This is a genomic window from Corynebacterium aurimucosum (genome assembly GCF_046895345.1).
GTDB classification, from domain to species: domain Bacteria; phylum Actinomycetota; class Actinomycetes; order Mycobacteriales; family Mycobacteriaceae; genus Corynebacterium; species Corynebacterium aurimucosum_G.
The window spans coordinates 2156453-2175250 of sequence record NZ_CP160096.1 but is presented as its reverse complement, the minus strand read 5'-3'; the positions used below and the strand labels follow the sequence as shown (position 1 = coordinate 2175250).

22 protein-coding genes are annotated in these 18798 nt (G+C 60.0%); 17 read left to right on the top strand and 5 right to left on the bottom strand.

All coding sequences use genetic code 11. From position 1 onward, the window contains the following. Positions 1-124 precede the first annotated feature (124 nt). From amn to ABZS45_RS10270, 6 genes are all read left to right on the top strand, one after another. On the top strand, positions 125-1528 hold the full coding sequence (gene amn, locus ABZS45_RS10295) for an AMP nucleosidase (RefSeq protein ID WP_412099733.1): 1404 nt from the start codon (positions 125-127) through the stop codon (positions 1526-1528). A gap of 53 nt (positions 1529-1581) precedes the next feature. Next, the gene (locus ABZS45_RS10290) at positions 1582-2097 is read left to right on the top strand and encodes a phosphoribosyltransferase (RefSeq protein WP_010188260.1); all 516 of its coding nucleotides are present in this window, start codon (positions 1582-1584) and stop codon (positions 2095-2097) included. After that, entirely contained in the window at positions 2097-3545 is a 1449-nt protein-coding gene (locus ABZS45_RS10285) for a SulP family inorganic anion transporter (protein WP_412099732.1), read from the top strand. The genes ABZS45_RS10290 and ABZS45_RS10285 overlap by 1 nt, the downstream gene beginning before the upstream one ends. 112 nt (positions 3546-3657) lie before the next feature. Then, positions 3658-4140, top strand: coding sequence for a ferritin (locus ABZS45_RS10280; protein ID WP_070645020.1), 483 nt, complete (start codon positions 3658-3660; stop codon positions 4138-4140). 64 nt (positions 4141-4204) lie between these two features. Then, positions 4205-4591, top strand: a complete 387-nt coding sequence (locus ABZS45_RS10275) for a hypothetical protein (protein WP_412099731.1) — start codon at positions 4205-4207, stop codon at positions 4589-4591. Beyond that, positions 4533-5102 (top strand): HAD-IA family hydrolase, encoded by a 570-nt coding sequence (locus ABZS45_RS10270; RefSeq protein ID WP_412099730.1) that lies wholly within the window; start codon positions 4533-4535, stop codon positions 5100-5102. Before ABZS45_RS10275 ends, ABZS45_RS10270 begins: the two co-directional genes overlap by 59 nt. Here ABZS45_RS10270 and ABZS45_RS10265 read toward each other — a convergent pair. Beyond that, positions 5099-6175, bottom strand: a complete 1077-nt coding sequence (locus ABZS45_RS10265) for an ROK family protein (protein ID WP_412099729.1) — start codon at positions 6173-6175, stop codon at positions 5099-5101. The two genes, ABZS45_RS10270 and ABZS45_RS10265, sit on opposite strands and share 4 nt — an antisense overlap. A gap of 97 nt (positions 6176-6272) precedes the next feature. Between ABZS45_RS10265 and ABZS45_RS10260 the strand changes: the two genes are divergently transcribed. Continuing rightward, complete coding sequence (locus tag ABZS45_RS10260) at positions 6273-6842, top strand: TIGR00730 family Rossman fold protein (protein ID WP_070710523.1); 570 nt, start codon at positions 6273-6275, stop codon at positions 6840-6842. 70 nt (positions 6843-6912) lie between these two features. Continuing rightward, complete coding sequence (locus ABZS45_RS10255) at positions 6913-8574, top strand: DUF885 domain-containing protein (protein ID WP_412099727.1); 1662 nt, start codon at positions 6913-6915, stop codon at positions 8572-8574. 70 nt (positions 8575-8644) lie between these two features. On the opposite strand, the gene ABZS45_RS10250 is transcribed toward ABZS45_RS10255, so the two are convergent. Next, a complete protein-coding gene (locus ABZS45_RS10250; protein WP_412099726.1) occupies positions 8645-9691 on the bottom strand; it encodes an AbrB family transcriptional regulator in 1047 nt (348 codons plus the stop codon). Positions 9692-9707: 16 nt separating this feature from the next. Here ABZS45_RS10250 and ABZS45_RS10245 point away from each other — a divergent pair, with 16 nt between their 5' ends. Further along, complete coding sequence (locus tag ABZS45_RS10245; RefSeq protein WP_412101169.1) at positions 9708-10538, top strand: TSUP family transporter; 831 nt, start codon at positions 9708-9710, stop codon at positions 10536-10538. On the opposite strand, the gene ABZS45_RS10240 is transcribed toward ABZS45_RS10245, so the two are convergent. Continuing rightward, positions 10475-12661, bottom strand: coding sequence for an ATP-dependent RNA helicase (locus ABZS45_RS10240; RefSeq protein ID WP_412099725.1), 2187 nt, complete (start codon positions 12659-12661; stop codon positions 10475-10477). The genes ABZS45_RS10245 and ABZS45_RS10240 overlap by 64 nt on opposite strands. Next, positions 12654-13277: a sugar O-acetyltransferase gene (locus ABZS45_RS10235; protein ID WP_412099724.1), complete on the bottom strand. Its 624-nt coding sequence runs from the start codon at positions 13275-13277 to the stop codon at positions 12654-12656. The genes ABZS45_RS10240 and ABZS45_RS10235 overlap by 8 nt, the downstream gene beginning before the upstream one ends. 140 nt (positions 13278-13417) lie before the next feature. Between ABZS45_RS10235 and ABZS45_RS10230 the strand changes: the two genes are divergently transcribed. The 8 genes from ABZS45_RS10230 (at position 13418) to ABZS45_RS10195 (ending at position 17305) form a co-directional block, all read left to right on the top strand. Continuing rightward, positions 13418-13954 (top strand): NADPH-dependent FMN reductase, encoded by a 537-nt coding sequence (locus ABZS45_RS10230; RefSeq protein WP_412099722.1) that lies wholly within the window; start codon positions 13418-13420, stop codon positions 13952-13954. 5 nt (positions 13955-13959) lie between these two features. Then, complete coding sequence (locus ABZS45_RS10225; RefSeq protein WP_412099721.1) at positions 13960-14652, top strand: SDR family oxidoreductase; 693 nt, start codon at positions 13960-13962, stop codon at positions 14650-14652. Between the two features lie 80 nt (positions 14653-14732). Continuing rightward, positions 14733-15380 carry a LysE family translocator gene (locus tag ABZS45_RS10220; protein WP_412099720.1) on the top strand — a complete coding sequence of 216 codons (648 nt, stop codon included), beginning with the start codon at positions 14733-14735 and terminating at the stop codon, positions 15378-15380. A 19-nt stretch (positions 15381-15399) separates the two neighbouring features. Continuing rightward, positions 15400-15678 carry an RNA-binding S4 domain-containing protein gene (locus ABZS45_RS10215; RefSeq protein ID WP_412099719.1) on the top strand — a complete coding sequence of 93 codons (279 nt, stop codon included), beginning with the start codon at positions 15400-15402 and terminating at the stop codon, positions 15676-15678. Next, a complete protein-coding gene (locus tag ABZS45_RS10210) occupies positions 15678-16382 on the top strand; it encodes a VOC family protein (protein WP_412099718.1) in 705 nt (234 codons plus the stop codon). Before ABZS45_RS10215 ends, ABZS45_RS10210 begins: the two co-directional genes overlap by 1 nt. Then, positions 16354-16647 (top strand): MGMT family protein, encoded by a 294-nt coding sequence (locus ABZS45_RS10205; RefSeq protein WP_412099717.1) that lies wholly within the window; start codon positions 16354-16356, stop codon positions 16645-16647. The genes ABZS45_RS10210 and ABZS45_RS10205 overlap by 29 nt, the downstream gene beginning before the upstream one ends. Before the next feature lie 2 nt (positions 16648-16649). Beyond that, a complete protein-coding gene (locus tag ABZS45_RS10200; RefSeq protein ID WP_412099716.1) occupies positions 16650-17000 on the top strand; it encodes a DMT family transporter in 351 nt (116 codons plus the stop codon). Continuing rightward, on the top strand, positions 16997-17305 hold the full coding sequence (locus ABZS45_RS10195; RefSeq protein WP_070444384.1) for a DMT family transporter: 309 nt from the start codon (positions 16997-16999) through the stop codon (positions 17303-17305). Before ABZS45_RS10200 ends, ABZS45_RS10195 begins: the two co-directional genes overlap by 4 nt. A 39-nt stretch (positions 17306-17344) precedes the next feature. Here ABZS45_RS10195 and ABZS45_RS10190 read toward each other — a convergent pair whose 3' ends face one another. Next, positions 17345-18622 carry an HNH endonuclease signature motif containing protein gene (locus ABZS45_RS10190; protein ID WP_412099715.1) on the bottom strand — a complete coding sequence of 426 codons (1278 nt, stop codon included), beginning with the start codon at positions 18620-18622 and terminating at the stop codon, positions 17345-17347. Positions 18623-18798: the final 176 nt, after the last annotated feature.

Sequence of the window (18798 nt, the reverse complement as noted above, 5' to 3'; positions counted from 1 at the left end):
AGCTAAGGCTTGCCTAATACGGACCGGCGGTGAGCTCCACACCGTACGCGTTACCGGATTAGTCATGGGGATAGGGCCCGCCGCTTCCACGCGGCGGGCTTCTTTCATGGATACACTCGCGAGCATGACTGACCTGCAGCATGTCCATTCCGTCAATGAAGCGGTTGCTCGCCTCTGCGAGCTTTATGACAAGTCCTGTGCGCTTGCACGTGAAGCATTGGCCTCAGGGGACCACGACGCCTACCGCCACGTGGTTTACCCGAAGATCACCGTGCATATTCGCCAGTGGACGCCCATCGACCGCTCTGAACCCTTCGGCTACGTGGACCAAGAGGGCCGCTACTCGGCGGTGATATCAAAGCCATGGCTGATTCGTGGATACCTCACAGAGCAGCTCGTGCGGCTCACCAATAACTATCCCTGCGATATTTACGTGGGCCAATCAGATGAGCGCATCCCACCGGAATATATCCGGGGGATTACAGAAATTCCCCAGGACCGGGGCAATATCCCCCGGCCCACCCTCGACGCCGTCCACGACGGAATCGTCGATGGCGCATGGAAAGCCTTCCATGGGAAAGACAAACCGCTCTTTCACTTTGGCCCGCAGCGCTTCGACATCGCCTGCGCCCGCATCGAGCACTACACCGGCATTGAGGTGGACACCGTGCAGAAGTACATCCTGTTCACCAACTACGCCATGCACACCACCGAGTTCGTTAAGTTCGGCCTGCGCGAACTCTCACGTGAAGACTCCCGCTACACCGCGCTCGTGCTGCCCACGGGGGAGACCATCCACCCTAATGACGCGGTGCTTCTCGACGTCGACGAGCTCACCCTCACCTCGCGCTACCAGATGCCGCGCTTTGATCTCATCACCGCCGGCGGCGACGGCATCACCATGATCAACATTGGAGTCGGCCCTTCTAACGCCAAGACCATCACGGACTGCCTCGCGGTGCTGCGCCCGGAGGCCTGGATCATGATCGGCCACTGCGCTGGACTTGATGGCCGCATGCGCATCGGTGATCTCATCCTGGGCAACGCCTACCAGCGCGAGGACCACATCCTCGACGGCACCGTCACCACCAGCAACCCGATTCCCGCCATCCCGGAGATCCAGCGCATGCTGGAGGCCGCCGTCGAAGAGGTGTATGGGAAAGACAATTCGCTCATGCGCACCGGCACGGTGCTCTCCACCGATGACCGCAACTGGGAGTGGCGCACCTCCCGGGATTTGTGGGAATGGCTGCGCCACTCCACCGCAGTGGCAGTAGATATGGAATCCTGCACCCTCGCCGCCAACGGCTACCGCTACCGCATCCCGTACGGCACACTGCTATCCGTGTCCGATCTTCCATTGCACGCCGTGCCTAAACTTCCTGCCCAAGCGCAGGCCTTTTATTCGAATTCCAAGGAGGCCCACGTCATGTGCGCGGTCCGCGCGGTGGAGGCCCTAGCGGAGAATCCGGAGCGGCTGCGCACCCGCAAACTGCGGCGAACAGTGGCAGAGGTTCCGTTCCGCTGAGGTAGATGATTAAACTGAAAGAAATGCAAAATCTGGCGAAGGAGACCTAGACGATGAGCACCCCGGAGTGGTGGAACCCGGAACGCGAGAACCTGACCTGGGAGGTCTTCGGTGAGGCCAGTCGCTTCCTGTCCCAGGAAATCGTGGATTCGGGCTGGTTCCCTGACCTCATTGTGGGCGTGGCCCGCGGTGGATTGATCCCGGCCGGCGCCATTGGCTACGCCATCGGCGTCAAGGAGATGGGCGCTATCAACGTGGAGTTCTACACCGATATTGGTGAGACCCTCCCAGAGCCGATTCTCCTTAACCCGCAGCTGGATACGGACTCGCTCAAGGACAAGAAGGTCCTCGTCGTTGATGACGTGGCGGATTCCGGCAAGACCCTCGACCTCGTGGTCAACCTTTTGGAACAGACCGCTTCCGAGGTCAAGTCCGCGGTGATCTACACCAAGCCGACCACCATCTTTGAGCCGGACTTTTCGTGGAAGAAGACGGACCAGTGGATTAACTTCGCGTGGTCGGTCCTGCCGGTCATCACCCGCGATGGCTCTTTCCAGGAAGGACATTAATGCCAGAAGCCTCCGCCGGTTCTTTCCGCGCGGCCTTCAGCTCGCCCGCCCGCTTCCGCAAGGAGGTGTTTGGCGGGCTTGCTGTTGCGCTCGCCCTCATCCCGGAAGTTTTAAGTTTCTCTATCCTCGCCGGACTCGACCCTAAGGTGGGTCTTTTTGCCTCCGTCATCATGGCGATGTCCATCGCCATCACCGGCGGGCGCCCGGCCATGATTTCCGCCGCGGCGGGTTCGGTCGCCGTGGTCATCGCACCACTTGCCCACGAGCATGGCCTGCAGTACGTGCTGCTGACCATCTGGATGGCGGGAATTCTGCAGGTGGTGATGGCCGTGCTGGGCGTCGCCAAGCTCATGCGTTTCATCCCCCGCAGCGTCATGCTGGGTTTCGTCAACGCCCTGGGCATCCTCATGTTCACCGCGCAGCTGAGCCACCTGTGGAACGTGCCGTGGCTGGTGTATGTCCTCGTCGCATTGGGCCTGCTGATCATGGTGGTATGGCCCCGAATCACCACGGTGATCCCCGCCCCGCTCGTGGCGATCGTGGTGGTTACCGTGCTGACTGTAATTTTTGGGTGGCAGGTTCCCGACGTCGCGGATCAAGGTGAACTTCCGACCTCCCTGCCCGGTTTCGTCATTCCAGACGTGCCGTTTACCCGCGAGACCTTCCTCCTCTGCCTTCCCTATGCACTGGGCGTGGCACTGGTCGGCCTCATGGAATCTCTGCTCACCGCCAAGCTTGTCGATGACCTCACGGATACCCACTCCGATAAGACGCGCGAATCCGTGGGTCAGGGCATCGGCAACATGCTCGCCGCGGCCATCGGCGGCATGGGCGTGTGCGCGATGATTGGGCAGACCATGATCAACGTCAAGGAATCACAGGCGCGCACGCGTTTGTCGACGTTCCTCGCCGGCGTTTTCCTCCTCATCCTCATCCTCGTGTTGGGGGACACCGTAGGGAAAATCCCCATGGCTGCTCTCGTGGCCGTCATGTTCATGGTGTCTTTCCACACCGTGGATTGGCGCTCGGTGCGCACGATTCACCGCATGCCTCTGAGCGAAACCCTCGTCATGCTGGTGACGGTGGTTGGCACTTTGGTCACGAATAACCTAGCGGTCGGTGTGATCCTCGGTGTCCTTACCGCCTCGGTGGCCTTTGCACGCCGCGTCGCCCACCTCGTGTCGGTGGAGCTAGAAGGCAACGTCTACACTGTGCGCGGCCAGCTCTTCTTCGCCTCCTCGAACGATCTGGTCTATGCCTTCGATTACACCCTGCCGGTGGACAAGGTCATCGTGGATTTCTCAGAGGCCGATATCTGGGATGCCTCAACCGTGGCGGTACTCCAGGCTGTGGAAAGCAAGTACGCAAGCCGTGGAATAGCGGTGGAATTCCGGGGCCTTGATGGTGTTAGCCTCGCGCGTTACCAGCGGATCTCAGATTTGGGTTAGGTAAACCTACCAGAAAAAGTGTTATGACGTGCGAGTTTGCTTAAGATCACCTTGCTAGCGCGCCCGGAGTTTTTCTGTATTGTGGGAACAACACACGAAAGGAAACATCAACATGGACGAGAAACTGCAAACGCTCCTCAACGCCCAGGTCAATAACGAGCACGGCGCGGCCCTGATTTACACCCAGCTGGCCTACGAGATGGACAACCTGTCCTTCCCGGGTATGCGCGATTGGTTCTTCAAGCAGGCAGAGGAAGAGCGCGAGCACGCACAGAAGTTCGCTGAGCACCTGTTGGACCGTGGCTACCGCGTCGAGTTGGAGGATATCCAGGTCGGCTCCGTCAAGGCCGCCACCCCGCTTGATGCTTTTGAGGCCTCCCTCGCGCATGAGCAGAAGGTCTCGGAGCAGATCCGGGAGATCGCCCGCACCGCGGATGCCGCTGGGGATCTCGATTCCCGCGCCCTCATCAACTGGTTCCTCGAGGAGCAGGTTGAGGAGGAGTCCACCGTGTCCGAAATCATTGACCAGCTCAAGCTGGTGGGCAATGACGGCTCGGGTCTGCTGCGCATCGATGGTTCGCTGGCGCAACGGTAACGAAGCCATATAGTTTCTAGGAATTCTCCCACAGCCTCCTGCGGTTGGTGGGAGAATTTCTTTTATGACTACAACGCGCCTGATGCTCATTTGCGGTGCCCTGGCCGGCCTTGTGATCGCATTGGTCGGCGGCACGTGGCTGGCCGCAACGAACATGGCGCTGGGAACCTTCTTCTTCGCTCTCGCCGTGATGCTTGGCCCGTTCGCGGGTCTAGCACTGTTGCTCTGCGCCGCCGCGGCATCGACGGCGCTGAGCCGCTCCCTGTTTAGCGTCGGCGGCTTGTTCCTCGTGGGGGCCATCTCGACGTTGTGGGCGCACGGCACGCTGTCGCTCCCGCTCTTCGTGGCGGGCACGCTGACTGGAGCTAGTGCGGTCTGGCTACACTGGGCGCATGGCAAGTTTGCTCTTCGACCTTTACGGCGTGCTCATGCGGCCCGCCGGGAACTCTGAGTTGGAGGATTACCTCCGTCCCGAAAACGTAGAGCACTTTTGGTCCATCTATGAGGAGTTTCGCCCTGCCTATAATGCTGGGCACCTGAGCGATGCGCAGTATTGGGGCCGCATTCGCGCGCTGACTGAACTGAGCTCCTTTGACGTCAGCCACGCGACCGAACTGGACACCGAGCGCCTGTTGGTCGCCGATGAAGAGATGGTGTGCGCGGTCTTAGGGTTTATTGCTCAAGGGCATAGCGTCGGCATTTTGGCGAATGTTCCGACGGTTCTGGGAACTCGGATCCGCCAGACGCAGCCTTGGCTGAAGGAATGCGCCGCCGTGACGCTGAGCTGCGATATCGGGGTAGCCAAGCCGGATCCGGAGGCCTACCTCGTGGCCGTGGATGCCCTCGGCGCGCAGGCCAAGGACACGCACTTCTTCGATGATCGGCCGGACTTCGTCACCGCCGCCCAGCGTCTCGGGCTCAAGGCCCACCTTTTTACGGGAATCGACTCGGTTTACTTTTAGGCAGCTTTCGCCTCGCGGCCAAGCTCCAGCGGAACGCGCAGCAGCGGATCAAGCGCTACAGCGCGGGTGCAGGCGCGAACAATCTCGGTGGGCGAAGGAATCATGCGCAGCTCCACTGGGTGATCGGTGGCCTGGCGCACGGCGGAAGCAAAGAGCTTCGGGGCCGCCGGATCATCGGAGAAGGCGCCGCCGGCCACCACAAGGGTATCGGGCTTATGCTGCGTTAAAAGTTCAGCAGCGGTGGCCCCGAGGGAGCGCGCGCGGTCGTCGAGAAGCGCCCGCGTTTCTTCATCAGCATTCGCGACCACGTCTGGGAATGAGTCTCCGCCAGTGGCAGAAAGCACTGCCTGCGTGGCCAGGGCGTCAGCTTCGTCGAGTTCGAGCTGCACAATTTCATCGCCCAAGGTCAGCGCGGTGCCAACGGAGTCATCCGCGTAGAGCACCATGACGGGCTTCTCCGCGCCCAGCTCCGCAGACTGCGTCTCGGATCCCAGGATGGCAGGGATGACGGAGGACACAACAACCGGAACGCCGAACTGGTACTCCAGACGGCTGGCGATATCCATCTCGTCCCAGCCCAGGTTGTGGGCGGTAATGCGTCCAGCTTCGTTCACGCTGCCGGAGGTGGTCACGCCGACTGAAACCAAACGTCGATCCAGGCCGGTCATCAGGCGGTTGACACCAGCAATGATGTGCTCGATGACATCGCTTGCACTCAAGCGCGACACCGGGGTAGCCACGTCTTCCTCGCGCAGGGTACGTCCCTTGGTGTCGAAGAAGGCGATGCGGGTAAAGGCGGTGCCAACCGCAATACCAGCCAGCATCCAATCATTATCCGCCACTTCCAAGGGCACGGTGGGGCGCCCGCGGCCGCGGGACTGCGTCAAATCCGTGCGCTCGCGAATTAGTCCAGCACCCAGCAGTGCGGCAGTGGCGCGGGTAATCGTCGGCTGGGAGAGTCCCGTGGCTTCGACAAGTTCACTGCGGGTAACAACGGGGTTGAGTCGAATGATGTGGAGGCACTTCGCCGCTGGGGTGCGGGGGCGAGTGAACACGGGACCAGATTTAATCATGGCGCAAGTATAAATTCAGCAGACCGCATTGTCTAATAGAAATTGGGATTCAGTAGACATCATAGTCTAGAAGTGTGCCTGCGTTAGAGTAGTGTTCATGGATTCTGTTGCTGTGTACTGCGGCTCCGCCGCTGGAAACTCTGAAGCCTATGGCCAAGCCGCACACCTTTTGGGGGAGGAGCTCGCGCGGCGCAACCTCACCCTGGTCTACGGCGGCGGTGACGTAGGCCTGATGGGCATCGTCGCAGATTCCTGTCTTGCCGCCGGCGGCACGGTCATTGGGGTTATCCCGCGGCAGCTCGTTGATTACGAGATGTCACACCAGCGGGTAACCAAACTCGAAGTCGTGGACACCATGGCGCAGCGCAAAACGCGTATGGAGGAACTCGCGGATGCCTTCGTGTGCCTGCCGGGTGGCGTGGGAACGCTAGAGGAGCTCACCGAGGTCCTCACCTTGCAACAGTTGGGGAACCTGGATAGCCCGGTGGGTCTCGTAGACGTGAAGGGATTCTGGCAGCCGTTTATAAGAATGTACTCTGCAATGGTGCAGGAGGGGTTCGTTCAGAAGCGCTTCCTCGATGCTCTCGTGGTGAACCCCTCTCCTGCTGAAGTGCTCAACGAATTTACATCCTGGACAAGCCCGGGAAGTAAGTGGAGCAACAATTAGCTAACAAGCTGGTAAATAAGGCGGCGCTGGGTTGGCCCAAACCCCTGGATCTTCGTTAGACTTCGCCCTTATGAGTTTTGACCAGAACGCAGAGCGCCAGCCTTCGCTGCTGGACGCGTCGTGCGATAATTTCGTCCACGACCTCGCGCAGCTCACGCCCACCGATGCCACCGCGTGGGGAATTCCCGGCTTCGACGGTGAGTTGGAAGATTTCTCCCCGGAGTACTACTCTTCCGTGGCGGATCGCACCCGTGAGATGATGGCGGATCTCGATGCCCTCGATGACACCACCGACGAATCCGACGATGACGACGATTTTGACGAGGTGGACTACGTCACCGCCGCCGTTTTGCGCGACCGTCTCTGCCTGGATCTTGACCTGCACCATGCCGGTGAGGACATCCGCTGCCTTAACAATATTGCCTCCCCGGTGCAGACCATCCGCGACACCCTCATGCTCATGCCGAAGGACACCCCGGAGCAGCTTGATGCATTGCGTTCGCGCCTGTCGAAGGTGGCAACCTCGCTCAACGGCTACAAGGAGTCCCTCACCGAGGCGGCTTCGCGTGGCATGGTGGCGCCGCAGCGCCAGATCTCCGATGTCTTCGTGCAATGCGAGCGGCTTGCCGACGCCGGCTCCATGCTCGAGGACCTTGGCGTTGAAGGCCCAGAGGTGGACGCGGCCAAGGAAGCCTTCGGCGAGTTCGCCGATTGGCTCTCTAATGAGCTGCAGCCGCAGGCACCATCGCAGGACGCGGTGGGCCGCGAGCGCTACGAGCGCTTCTCCAGGCTTTTCGTCGGCGATGCCGTGGACCTTGATGAGGCCTATGAGTGGGGCATGGACCAGGTGCGCTCCATCAAGGCGGAACAAGAAAAGATCGCCCACGAGCTCTATGGCTCCGACGTCACCGTGCGCGCGGCCATGCGCAAACTCAACGAGGAGGAGCGCTACCAGCTGCATGGCACCGACGCGCTAGTGGAGTGGATGCAGTCCACCGCGGACCGCGTGATCAAGGACCTCGACGGCAACGCCTTCGACATCCCGGAGGCCGTTAAAGAAATCGAGTGCTGCATCGACCCGGCCGGCACCGGCGGCATCTTCTACACCTCGCCCTCCGATGATTTCTCCCGCCCCGGCCGCATGTGGTGGTCCGTACCGTCTGGCCAGGAGCTTTTCCACACCTGGCAGGAGCTGACAACCGTCCACCACGAGGGCGCGCCGGGCCACCATCTGCAGATTGGCGCCGCGCTGACCCAGCCGGACCTCAACCTATGGCGCCGTGCGGTGACGTGGAACTCTGGCCACGGTGAGGGCTGGGCTCTATACGCTGAAGCACTCATGGCGGAGCTGGGATACATGGATGATCCGGGCTTCCGCATGGGGCTTCTCGACGCCCAACGCTTCCGCGCCGCCCGCGTCGTGGTGGATATCGGACTCCACCTGGGCAAGGCGTTGCCGGAGTGCACCGCGTCCGGCATCTGGGACAAGTCCCACGTCAAGACCTTTATGCGCGAGAACACCGCGATGGATGATGCCAACCTCTCCTTCGAGGTCACCCGTTACCTGGGCTGGCCGGGCCAGGCGCCGTCTTATGCTCTGGGCCAGCGCCTGTGGCAGCAGACGCGCGATGCCGCAGTTGAACAAGGGATGGACGTACGTGATTTCCACTCCCAGGCGTTGGCCCTAGGTTCTGTGCCGATGTCGATTCTGCGCGAGACAATTCTGGACTAGTTGTCAGACTCTTGGATTTATCCATACCTCACTCTTGGATTTATCCACTAGTGACTCTGTGATTTATCCACTAGCGGCGGAATAGCCGCAAAATCTGGGGCAGGTAGCCGGCGATGACGAGCACGATGATGAGCCGGATAATCTGCACGGCCACGACCGCGGGGCCGGCGCCGCCTTCCGCGGACAGCGCAAGCACCGTCTCCAGCGCGCCGGGCGAGGTGGCGAGGTAAGCCTCGAAGTAGGTGATGTCCAGCCATGCGGTCAACGGCAAAGCAGTCAACGCACACACGCCGATAACGACAACGATAAAGAGAATCGTCGCCGGCAGCTGCTTGGCGAAGGCCCGCAAGGCCGGCACAGAAAGCCCGCCACCGCAGACCCAGCCGATGGACATGAATGCCATGATCTTGAACACGTAGAGCGGCTCCAAGGTGTGGCCGGCTGGGATAAACTGCGCGACAAGCACCGTTAAGATGAGCGGCCCCAGCACTGCAGCAGCTGGCAAACGCACCAGCTTGCCCAGCTTTTCACCAACCACAGCGATGGCGACAGTCAACCCCACGATCCACCACGTGACCTCGCCGTTAACGCTCATGTCGACTCCTTTGCCCGCGGGGGCGTCTAACAAGGAGACCACCAAAGGCAGCGATACCGACACCGCCAGAAGCCGCAGGTATTGCGTCAGCGCCACGTAGCGGTAGTCCGCACCGAGTTCGCTGGCTAGCGCGGGCATGAGCGAGGCCCCGCCCGGCAGCATGGATAAGATTCCGGTTTCCCAGGAAATATCTTTTGGCTGTGAGCGGTGCAGCAGCACGCCGCCGGCGACACCGATAAGCACGGTGATGAGTGACATCGTCACCGCGGCTGGCACAAAGCCAATGAGCGTGGAGGCAGGAACTAAGGTCAGTGGTATGCCCGCCATCATTCCGATGAATCCGCGGGCGACAGAATAGAAGTGCTCGTTAACGGCGAGTTCTTTGCCCGTCGTCAAGGCCATGGCTCCCGAGACCACGATGGCGCCGAGGATCCAGGCTGCGGGTACGTGAAGGTAGCTAAACAATGCCCCCAGTGCTGCAGACCCCGGGGCCACGATGACCCATCGCGTACGAACAGACATGGAATCGAGTTTAATGATGGACATGGATTTCGGATTAAGCGGTTGGGCGATTCTCACCATCGGCGCTGCCGCGGCCGGATGGATCGATGCCGTCATTGGTGGCGGCGGACTCGTGCTCATTCCGCTCATCCTGGCGGTCGCACCCCAGCTTGCGCCCGCCACAGCCCTGGCCACGAACAAGGTGGCGGCGGTCTCTGGAACGGCCTCTGCTGCCGTAACGCTCGTCAGGAAGGTGCGCCCGCCGAAGGGCGAGCTCATCCGCATGGGACTCACCGCGCTGGTGTGCTCGGGACTCGGGGCCACAGCAGCCGCACTCATGGACAAGGACGTCATGCGGCCGGTCATCATCGTGCTCATGGTGGCAGTCGGCCTCTTCGTGGCCTTTCGCCCAGACTTCGGCAGCGGCGACGGTATCCGCGGCGGTTGGCGCACGTGGGCCGGGTTAGCCGCTGTAGCGGCCATTGCCTTCTACGACGGCATCTTTGGGCCCGGCACAGGCATGTTCCTCATCATGGCCTTCACCGCCATCTTTTCCCAGAACTTCCTTACCTCCGCCGCGATGTCCAAGGTGGTCAACACGTGCACCAACGTCGGTGCGCTCGTGGTCTTCATCGTGGGCGGGCACGTGGTATGGGGCCTAGCACTTGTTCTCGCAGCAGCAAACATCATTGGCGCGCAGCTGGGCGCGCGAACTGTGCTCGGCGGCGGTGCGAAGCTCATCCGTTATGCGCTCCTCACTCTCGTCGTGGTGATGAGCATGTACCTGTCCTGGCAGCAGTGGGGTTACTTCGTCTTTGCGGTTGCTACCGCATTCCACGGATCCTCCGGCCACGGGTGCTTGGGGTAGCGTCCGCGCATGTCCGCGCGCACCCCGGCATAGGGCCCGGACCAGAAGCTCGCCAGATCATCGGTGACGGCAAGTGGCCGGCCGGCGGGAGACAACAGATGGAATTGCACGCGGTGGCCGCAGTATTCGGGGGACTCCACCAACCCGAAACATTCCTGCAGCTTGATGGAGACCACGGGTCGCTCGCCGGACCAATCGATCCTCGCAGCACGTCCGGACGGCACCGGCAAACGCTCCGGCGCGAGCTCATCCAAGCGGCTAGCTTCGGGCCAGGGGAGCAAGCGCTGCAGCGCCGGGTACATGTCTGGCCGCTTCCCTGCAGCCAGCTCATGCAGCTCCGGCTCCAGCCAGCTCAGATCATCGCCATCCACGTCCGGCCACGGATCCCCGTATGCCCTATGCAGATGACGCATACGTTCCCGCAGGTTCTGAGCCTTGTCACTGAAGTGGAACAGGTTTAAACCCTGTCTGGAGTTGCGTAGTGCCTTCACCGCCTCATCACCGGAGACCTTCACTGGGGTTTCTGACAACACGATGGCCCCTGCCGCACGCACCCGTACGCCGCGGACCCGTGAACCCTCGAGAAAGGCCCGCGTTTCCTCCGTGACGCCGATGATGTCGAGCGCGTCCTTTTCCGCAATGGGCACTGCTTCACGAATGATGGCGTTTCCAGATTGCGCCAACGACACCTCAGCCACCGCCAACCACTTAGCTCCCTGTTCACCGTTGAGTAGCCGTGCACGGGTACCACTCGCTAACAAGTACTCCTTGTCGCCCACGCGCTTAGCCACGAACTCCGGGAAGGCGCTAGCGACCACCACGCCTGCGTCCACCGGGCCCTTGTTAGGCACCAAGCGGGCAAGCCGCTTCGGATCCGAATCATCGAGGCGCGCAATTGCGTCAGCGGCACCGGAGCCATGTTTGAGCAGTGCAGCGCCCCATCGTGGGTGCGTTGGCAGTAACGCCAGCTCTTCGCCAGCGTTGAGCAGGTCGAGGACGCGGTGGGCGTCGGCAAGCGCGGGCCCCGGTGGGGGATCCAGCAAGGGAAAGTCCGGTCCCGCGCCCCAGCAATCCATGAACAGCGCCGCCTGCGTGAGGTCCGCGGAAAGAATCTCCGGCGTCACGTGCGGGGAAAAGTGCTGGTAGTCATCCTGGGAGTAGCAGCGGATGACGGTACCGGGCGCTTCACGTCCGGCACGTCCGGCGCGTTGATCGGCGCTGCTTTTCGACGTCGACACCGTCACCAACCCACTCATCCCGCGCTGCGCATCCCGCTTGGGTACGCGGGATAGCCCGGCATCGATGACGGTGCGCACGCCCGGCACGGTCAGCGAAGATTCCGCGATAGACGTCGCCACCACGATGCGCGGCTCGCGCGTATAAAGCGCAGCGTCTTGCTCCTGCGTGGTCTGGCGGCCATGGAGCGGAAAAACGTTATGGCCACTCAGTGCATCACACACCAGGTTGACCTCGCGCACACCGGGAACAAAGACCAGCGTGGACCCCTGCTGTTGCGCGGCAACCTTCGCCACGCCTTTCCAAAAGTCTCGATCTCCCGCAGCACGCCCCGGAATCGGTTCATAGGAAATATCGAGTGGGTACGTGACGGCCTCAGTGGAATGGATGGGTGCTCCTCCCATGAGCTGGGAGAAGCGGGTGGCGTCGACAGTCGCGGACATGGCGATGATGCGGAAATCGTCTCGGAGCTGTGCCAACTCCAAGCACATGCCAAGCACCAAATCCGTATCGAGCTGGCGCTCGTGGACCTCGTCGATGGCCACAGCGGAAATCCCTTCAAGCTCCGGATCTCGCAGCAGGCGGCGCAATAAAACGCCGGGAGTTAAAAACTCAACGTCCTGACCCTTGCGTGAATCACCGCGCACCGCATAGCCGATGCGCTGACCAGACAACTTCTGTAAGCGGTTAGCAGCGGCGCGCACCGCCACGCGGCGTGGTGCGGTTACGAGAACCTTGCCCTCCACCTGGTTCGCCAATGCCGGTGGAATAAGCGTGGTCTTACCGGTGCCGGGCGGGGCCTGGACCACGACGTGGCCGTCTGAAGGAAGAGAATCAATGGTCTCTAGGACGGGAAGTCCCTTGCCGATCGCCTTGAGATCAAACATCGAGATTCTGGCGCTCCCACCTATCCTCGTCGTCCTCCAGCTTGCGCACCACACGGCCGGGTTGGCCCAGCACCAATGACCTATCCGGGATATCTGTGGTGACCAGCGTGTTCGCGCCAACGACACAATCCTCGCCGATAGTCACGCCAGGCAGGACCGTAACATTGGCACCAAACCACGTGTTATCGCCGATGCTGATAGGCCTTGCAATCTCCCACCCCTCTGCTCGCATCTCATGATCGTTGACAGGATGCCCCACGGTAATAAGCGAGCAGTTCGGGCCGATCATGACGTGATTTCCGATGGCTACAGGCGCCTGCGCCAGGATCGTCGCACCAAAGTTGATGAATACGTCTTTTCCGATGGTCACATTGCAGCCAAACTCCACGTTGAGCGGCGCGTGTAGCCCGGGAACCTCGGACTCGGGCGAAAACAGCTCCCGCAAGATCTCCTTCGCGCGCTCTGGGTTGGTGTTGTGCAGCTCATTGAGCTCCTTGACCAGCAGGAAGCCGCGGCGATGTTCGGCGCTGACCTCCTTGTTGACACCGGGCATGAACCACTGCCCGCTGGTCATGCGTTCAAAGGATCCGTGATCCGCCAAGTTTTCCTGTGACATGGCAAAAGAATAGACATGTTGAGCGGATATGTCGATTTTTTCCAGAATTTTCGACATATCTGGGTGACTTGTCGATTGCGTCGACACATCGGCGTACGCTCAAACGTTGACACGTTAACAAAAATGTGAAAGGCATATTTATGGCAAAAATCGGCGTCATCCTCGGCTCCACCCGCGACGACCGCGCCGGGCTGGCCATCGCCCAGTGGGTCACCGATCTCGCGCAGGGCCGCGACGTGGACTACGAGCTCATCGACCTCAAGGCCTTCGACGTTCCGATCCTTACCTCCTCCGTCATCCCTATGGCGGCAAATAAAAATTACGAGGACCCGAATGTCCAAGCCTGGTCCGATGCGGTCGATTCCTGCGACGGCTATATCTTTGTCACCCCGGAGTACAACCACTCCGTGCCGGGTGCGTTCAAGAACGCCGTCGATTCCCTCGGCGCCGAGTGGGTGGCCAAGCCGATTGCGTATGTGGGCTATAGCTTTAGTGGCGGCATCCGCGCGGTGGAGGCGTGGCGTCTCATCATGGCTAATTTCTCGATGAAGCAGCTGCGCACTCAGCTCGATATCTCGCTCAATACTGACATGAAGGATGGCACCTTCACCCCGGCCGACTTCAAGATTGAGATCGTGGAAAATATCTGCACCGAGCTGGAAGAAACCCTATCCTAGGGCGCATGGAAAAGGTAGCAGTTGTTACAGGAGCGTCCTCGGGGATCGGGGAGGCGTCGGCAAGAGCGTTGGCGGCTGACGGTTGGCATGTCGTCGTCGGTGCGCGTCGTGTAGAGCGCCTTGAGGCCCTCGCGAAGGACATCGGCGGCGAGGCCTATGCCCTCGATGTCACCTCCGATGAATCCGTAGCCCAGTTCGCCTCTCATCTCGACCGGGCCGATCTCTTAGTCAACAACGCCGGTGGTGCGAAGGGCCTGGAGCCCCTCGTGGAGACCACCATCGATGACTGGCAGTGGATGTATGACGTCAACGTCCTCGGCACTGTCCGCATGATCCAAGCCCTCATGCCGAAGCTGCGGGGTGGGCTCATTATCAACATGGGTTCCGTTGCCGGATGGAACGTTTACGAGGGTGGCTCCGGCTACAACGCCGCCAAGCATGGAGTGCGCGTGATTTCCCGTGCACTGCGTATCGAAGAGCACGGTGTCCGCGTCACCGAACTCGACCCAGGCCGTGTAGCCACGGAAGAATTTTCCTTGAATCGTTTTCGGGGCGACAAAACGCGTGCCAATGCTGTTTATGACGGCGAGCTCAACCTCACCGCAGAAGACATCGCTGAGGCCGTGCGTTGGGTGGCCTCGCTGCCGGAGCACGTCAACATCGACACCATGACCATTAAGCCGCGCACGCAAAGCTAACTTACCTGTTTCGCTGCAGGTGAGACGCCTCTTATAGTGTCATGCGTAAGTGAAAACGCATGTGAGTATGGGGGTGTTAGATGGCATTCAGCGCCATAGTGGTCTTAATGGGTGTGTGGTTAGCGGCGATGGCTTCGCCGGGACCAGACGTGGTGCAGATTATTCGTTTGGGCGCACGTTCTACGCGCGCGGCGGTGTGGGCCGCAATCGGTAGCACCACCGGCTTGATGATGTGGACCGTTGCTTCGCTAGCGGGGCTGACCGCATTGATTTCGGCGCACCCGGAAATCTTGGTGACGCTGCAGGTCGCGGGCGGCAGCTATCTGCTGTGGATGGCTTTTTCTGCCATCAGCGGTGGCATCAAAGAGCGCCGTGCACCGGCAACTATGAATCCCCAACCGCGCGGGTTCACCCCGGATGGCATCATCAGACTCGGCACGGCGTATCGCATGGGCCTAGTCAGCGACCTTTCCAACCCCAAGGTTCTGATTTTCTTCGGCGCTATCTTTGCCAATTTTATCGATCCGGACATGGGCTTGAGCGCCAATGCCACGGTGGGCTCAGTGCTCATCCTCGAAAGCCTCATCATCTTCGTTGGCGTCGCGCTGTGTACTCGTGCGGTGTCGAAGTGGATGGCGAAGAACTCCGCCAGTGTCGATATCTTTAGTGGTGTCGTGTTTGCCCTGCTTGGCGTCATCATTCTGACGGAGGGACTCCTTGCGCTTTGAGCTGGGTATGCTGGTCAGCATGCTAGAAGTCTCAATTAAGGGAGAATCCATCAAGCTCGGCCAGTTCCTCAAATTGGCCTCCTTGGTCGCGACCGGGGGTGAGGCCAAGGAACTCATCGAGCAGGGCCAGGTCACCGTCAATGGGGAAGTGACTACGCAGCGCGGTGCAACGCTGGCGCTTGGCGACGTCATTTGTGTCTCCGACACCTGCGCCCGCGTCGTCGAAGACGACGACGATTATTTTGATGAGGCCACCGCCGATGATGACTTTGACCCGGAGAAGTGGAGGAACCTTTAATGCCCGCCTTTGAAGCAGAAGTAGGAATGCCCTACTGGATTGCTCTGGCCAGCTCCGATGTGAAGGCTTCCGAGAAGTTTTATTCCGCCGTGCTGGGCTGGGAATTCGAAGATGGCATCGCCCGCCTTCAAGGCCTGCCGATTGCCGAAATTGTTCCGGGCCAGGACACCTGGGCTACCTACTTCCTCTCCCGCGACTTGGAAGCCGACTGCGCCCGGGTAGAACAACTCGGTGGCAAGATTCTTGCTTTAGGCGCTCCGCTGGCGCTCGTTCTAGACAATTCCGGTGCCATGTTTGGTTTGACGCAGCCGGAGCTCGACCGCTTCGTCGCCGGCGGAGAGCCGGGTACTCCGGTATGGCATGAGCTGACAGTTTCGGCGAATTTCCACTCAGCGCTGGACTTTTATGGCGAGCTCTTCAACTGGGAAATCCGTGGTGATGAGCATTACGCGGTTGCAGAGGAAGAAGGTGCTGCTTTCGCTGGATTTTGGCACGCCGAGGGCTTGCCAAGTTTCTGGCAAACCTACCTGGGCGTGCGGGACATTGACCAGGCAGCGAAGGCTGTGATTGATAACGGCGGAAAAGTGATCCGCGAGCCCCACGATTCCCCATTCGGCCGCCTGTGTCTGATCGAGGATTCCACGGGTGCGACGCTCACCTTGTGCGAGGTTGAGGATGCCCCCGAAGAACCCATCGAGCTCTAGAGTCACGGAGGTAGTTCTCCGCATTCCAGCTGGCAATGTCTCCACCTACGGAGAGATCGCCAAAGTGGTGGGGGTCGGCGCGCGATATGTGGGCTGGGTGATGTCGAAAAGCGCAGATCTGCCCTGGTGGCGGGTGGTCAACAGCACTGGCCGCGCCCACACCTCGGCCGCCCAAGCCCATTGGGATGAAGAAGGCATCCCGCACCGCGGGGACCGCGTGGTCCTTTCGGAGTGCGGTCTGGATGCAGCGGATCTGGGAGGGTGAAAATGTGCGCTTGGCTCTTTTTGAGCATTGCCATCTTCAGTGAGGTCGTGGCGACCCTATGCCTCAAGGCGGCGCTAGAGCACCCCGCGGTCTATGTCGTGGTGGTGGCGGGCTACGTCGTCGCTTTTTCCGCCCTGCACCAAGTGTTGCGCTGTGGCATGCACGTGGGTGCGGCCTATGGCATCTGGGGCGCAACCGGTGTGGTGCTTACCGTGGGGCTGTCCGCATACCTCTTTGGCGAACAGCTCACGCCGCTCATGATGGTGGGCATGGGCTGCATCATCGCCGGCGTAGTTTGCGTAGAGATGGGCGGCCGGGCGCCGAAAACAACGCTCGTGGAAGTGGAGACATGATCTGGTTATCCCTTGCCATTCTTATCGAAGTCGCCGGCACCTTGGGCCTGCGTATGCTGGCCGTTCACGGCCAGAAGGCATGGGTAGCGTGGGTGGTCGTGGCCTATGTGTCCTCCTATGCTTTCTTGTCATTGGCGCTTCGGCAGGGAATACCGCTAGGCGTGGCCTATGGAATCTGGACTGCCTCAGGCGTGGCGCTTACTGCTCTTTTTTCCTTCATGCTTTTCCGTGAGCCTTTCACCTGGCTTAAGGGCTTAGGGGTCGCACTGATCATTGGTGGAGTTCTTCTAGTCGACATGGGGTAGACGACGATTCCCTTCGTCGTTTTAAACGACGGACCTTTGTTAGAAGGGGATCTCCTCTCCGCCTTCAGGTTCCTTGTTCTCTGCTTTTTCTGTATGTGCGTGGTGTGCGGCCTCTTGTTGTTCTTTGTCTAGCTCAGTTTTAAGTTCTTGGGCCTCACGGTGTTTCCGGGCGCGGAAGCCCTCAATATCTTGTGCTACAGTTCGCGCCCAGCGCTTGTTCTTAGGCGCTAGTGGTCCGGAAGGTTCGGTGATTGCCCACGTTCCATCCTCAAAAAGCCAGACCACATCCCCGGTATCCGGGTCCAAAATATAAAAGGCCCGTCCGTCGGTCTTCATGTTGTGGTGATGCTGGCATAACGCGACCATGTTGTCCGGGTGCGTTGGTCCGCCATCGGCGTAGTTAATACGGTGGTCCAACTGACATAGCCACGCAGGCATTCCGCAGCCAGCTGCACGACAGGTGCCATCGCGGCCCTCAACATACTTGCGCACCATCGTGTTTGGCCCGTAGCTTTTGGAAGCCTCCGGCTTGGTTCTCAAATCCCTTTTCGTTACCGCCTGTGCGGGGATATTGCCTACCTGCCAGCCGTGACCTTCTACATATACTGGTGCATCCTCGACGTCATTAGCTTGATAAGTGTGGAGTACTACTCGGGCAGCTTCTGGCTCTACCTTCCCAGTGATGAGGAGGATGAGTGCCTCGGCCATAGAAACCTCATGCTTTTCCGCTGCTGCCTTAATAGCCTCATGAATAATGACCCCGATGCTGCTGTCAACCTCTAGTTCGATGGTGGCGCGCTGGGCGCGGGTGAGTATCGAATACCGGTTCTTCGGGCGCGTATCTTCCACCGCGATGGAGTCATCATGAACCTTGACGAGATCACGCATGCGGCGGCGAATCTGTGAAGTGCTGGGAAACGCCTGATTGGGCTTCGTAGGAGTAAACCAACGGGCCAATGAAGTATCGATGGCAGCCACTACCTCTGGGGAAGGCTGGCCCAGCTTAGCCATGACCTGGTCAATGGCAATCAAGGCAGGTAGGTCCAGCAAATAATAAGCATCTTGCAGGGCTTTGAGCTGGGGGAGTTCTCTGAGGCGGTAAATCCCCATGACTATGCGAGCAACTGCCCCGGCTGTTTTGCCGGTCTTTAGCCCAAGGCGCATACACGCTGTGTCTGAGTCTTCGTCCAAGGCGGGAAGGACGCTAGACCAGAACTCGTAGTCTGCTTGGCGTATGTCCTTGCCTTTCATACATACTGGGTCGTTCGGATTGGAATGAGAAAAATAGGAAACAACAACGTCTGAAGTGGAAGACACTTCAACCCCCTACTGTTGGTCGAGCTACTGCGAAGGGACGAACCCCCACCGTTCGAAATCCCTTTCGAAATAAGAGCTTATTCGTTATCTTTGGAGAAGTCCATACCGCGGAAAGAAGTTGTGATTATAGGGATAAATGGGAAAACTGGTACTCTACACAAGTCGTGGGGCAAGCG

Bases quoted from the DNA above. Each gene is read 5' to 3' on its own strand.
- ABZS45_RS10210 (WP_412099718.1), top strand. From the start codon at position 15,678: ATGCCCGCCTTTGAAGCAGAAGTAGGAATGCCCTACTGGATTGCTCTG.
- ABZS45_RS10275 (WP_412099731.1), top strand. From the start codon at position 4,205: ATGACTACAACGCGCCTGATGCTCATTTGCGGTGCCCTGGCCGGCCTT.
- ABZS45_RS10245 (WP_412101169.1), top strand. From the start codon at position 9,708: ATGGACATGGATTTCGGATTAAGCGGTTGGGCGATTCTCACCATCGGC.
- ABZS45_RS10230 (WP_412099722.1), top strand. From the start codon at position 13,418: ATGGCAAAAATCGGCGTCATCCTCGGCTCCACCCGCGACGACCGCGCC.
- ABZS45_RS10225 (WP_412099721.1), top strand. From the start codon at position 13,960: ATGGAAAAGGTAGCAGTTGTTACAGGAGCGTCCTCGGGGATCGGGGAG.
- amn (WP_412099733.1), top strand. From the start codon at position 125: ATGACTGACCTGCAGCATGTCCATTCCGTCAATGAAGCGGTTGCTCGC.
- ABZS45_RS10195 (WP_070444384.1), top strand. From the start codon at position 16,997: ATGATCTGGTTATCCCTTGCCATTCTTATCGAAGTCGCCGGCACCTTG.
- ABZS45_RS10255 (WP_412099727.1), top strand. From the start codon at position 6,913: ATGAGTTTTGACCAGAACGCAGAGCGCCAGCCTTCGCTGCTGGACGCG.
- ABZS45_RS10200 (WP_412099716.1), top strand. From the start codon at position 16,650: ATGTGCGCTTGGCTCTTTTTGAGCATTGCCATCTTCAGTGAGGTCGTG.
- ABZS45_RS10235 (WP_412099724.1), bottom strand. From the start codon at position 13,277: ATGTCACAGGAAAACTTGGCGGATCACGGATCCTTTGAACGCATGACC.
- ABZS45_RS10215 (WP_412099719.1), top strand. From the start codon at position 15,400: ATGCTAGAAGTCTCAATTAAGGGAGAATCCATCAAGCTCGGCCAGTTC.
- ABZS45_RS10260 (WP_070710523.1), top strand. From the start codon at position 6,273: ATGGATTCTGTTGCTGTGTACTGCGGCTCCGCCGCTGGAAACTCTGAA.
- ABZS45_RS10205 (WP_412099717.1), top strand. From the start codon at position 16,354: ATGCCCCCGAAGAACCCATCGAGCTCTAGAGTCACGGAGGTAGTTCTC.
- ABZS45_RS10270 (WP_412099730.1), top strand. From the start codon at position 4,533: ATGGCAAGTTTGCTCTTCGACCTTTACGGCGTGCTCATGCGGCCCGCC.
- ABZS45_RS10290 (WP_010188260.1), top strand. From the start codon at position 1,582: ATGAGCACCCCGGAGTGGTGGAACCCGGAACGCGAGAACCTGACCTGG.
- ABZS45_RS10285 (WP_412099732.1), top strand. From the start codon at position 2,097: ATGCCAGAAGCCTCCGCCGGTTCTTTCCGCGCGGCCTTCAGCTCGCCC.
- ABZS45_RS10280 (WP_070645020.1), top strand. From the start codon at position 3,658: ATGGACGAGAAACTGCAAACGCTCCTCAACGCCCAGGTCAATAACGAG.
- ABZS45_RS10250 (WP_412099726.1), bottom strand. From the start codon at position 9,691: ATGTCTGTTCGTACGCGATGGGTCATCGTGGCCCCGGGGTCTGCAGCA.
- ABZS45_RS10220 (WP_412099720.1), top strand. From the start codon at position 14,733: ATGGCATTCAGCGCCATAGTGGTCTTAATGGGTGTGTGGTTAGCGGCG.
- ABZS45_RS10240 (WP_412099725.1), bottom strand. From the start codon at position 12,661: ATGTTTGATCTCAAGGCGATCGGCAAGGGACTTCCCGTCCTAGAGACC.
- ABZS45_RS10265 (WP_412099729.1), bottom strand. From the start codon at position 6,175: ATGATTAAATCTGGTCCCGTGTTCACTCGCCCCCGCACCCCAGCGGCG.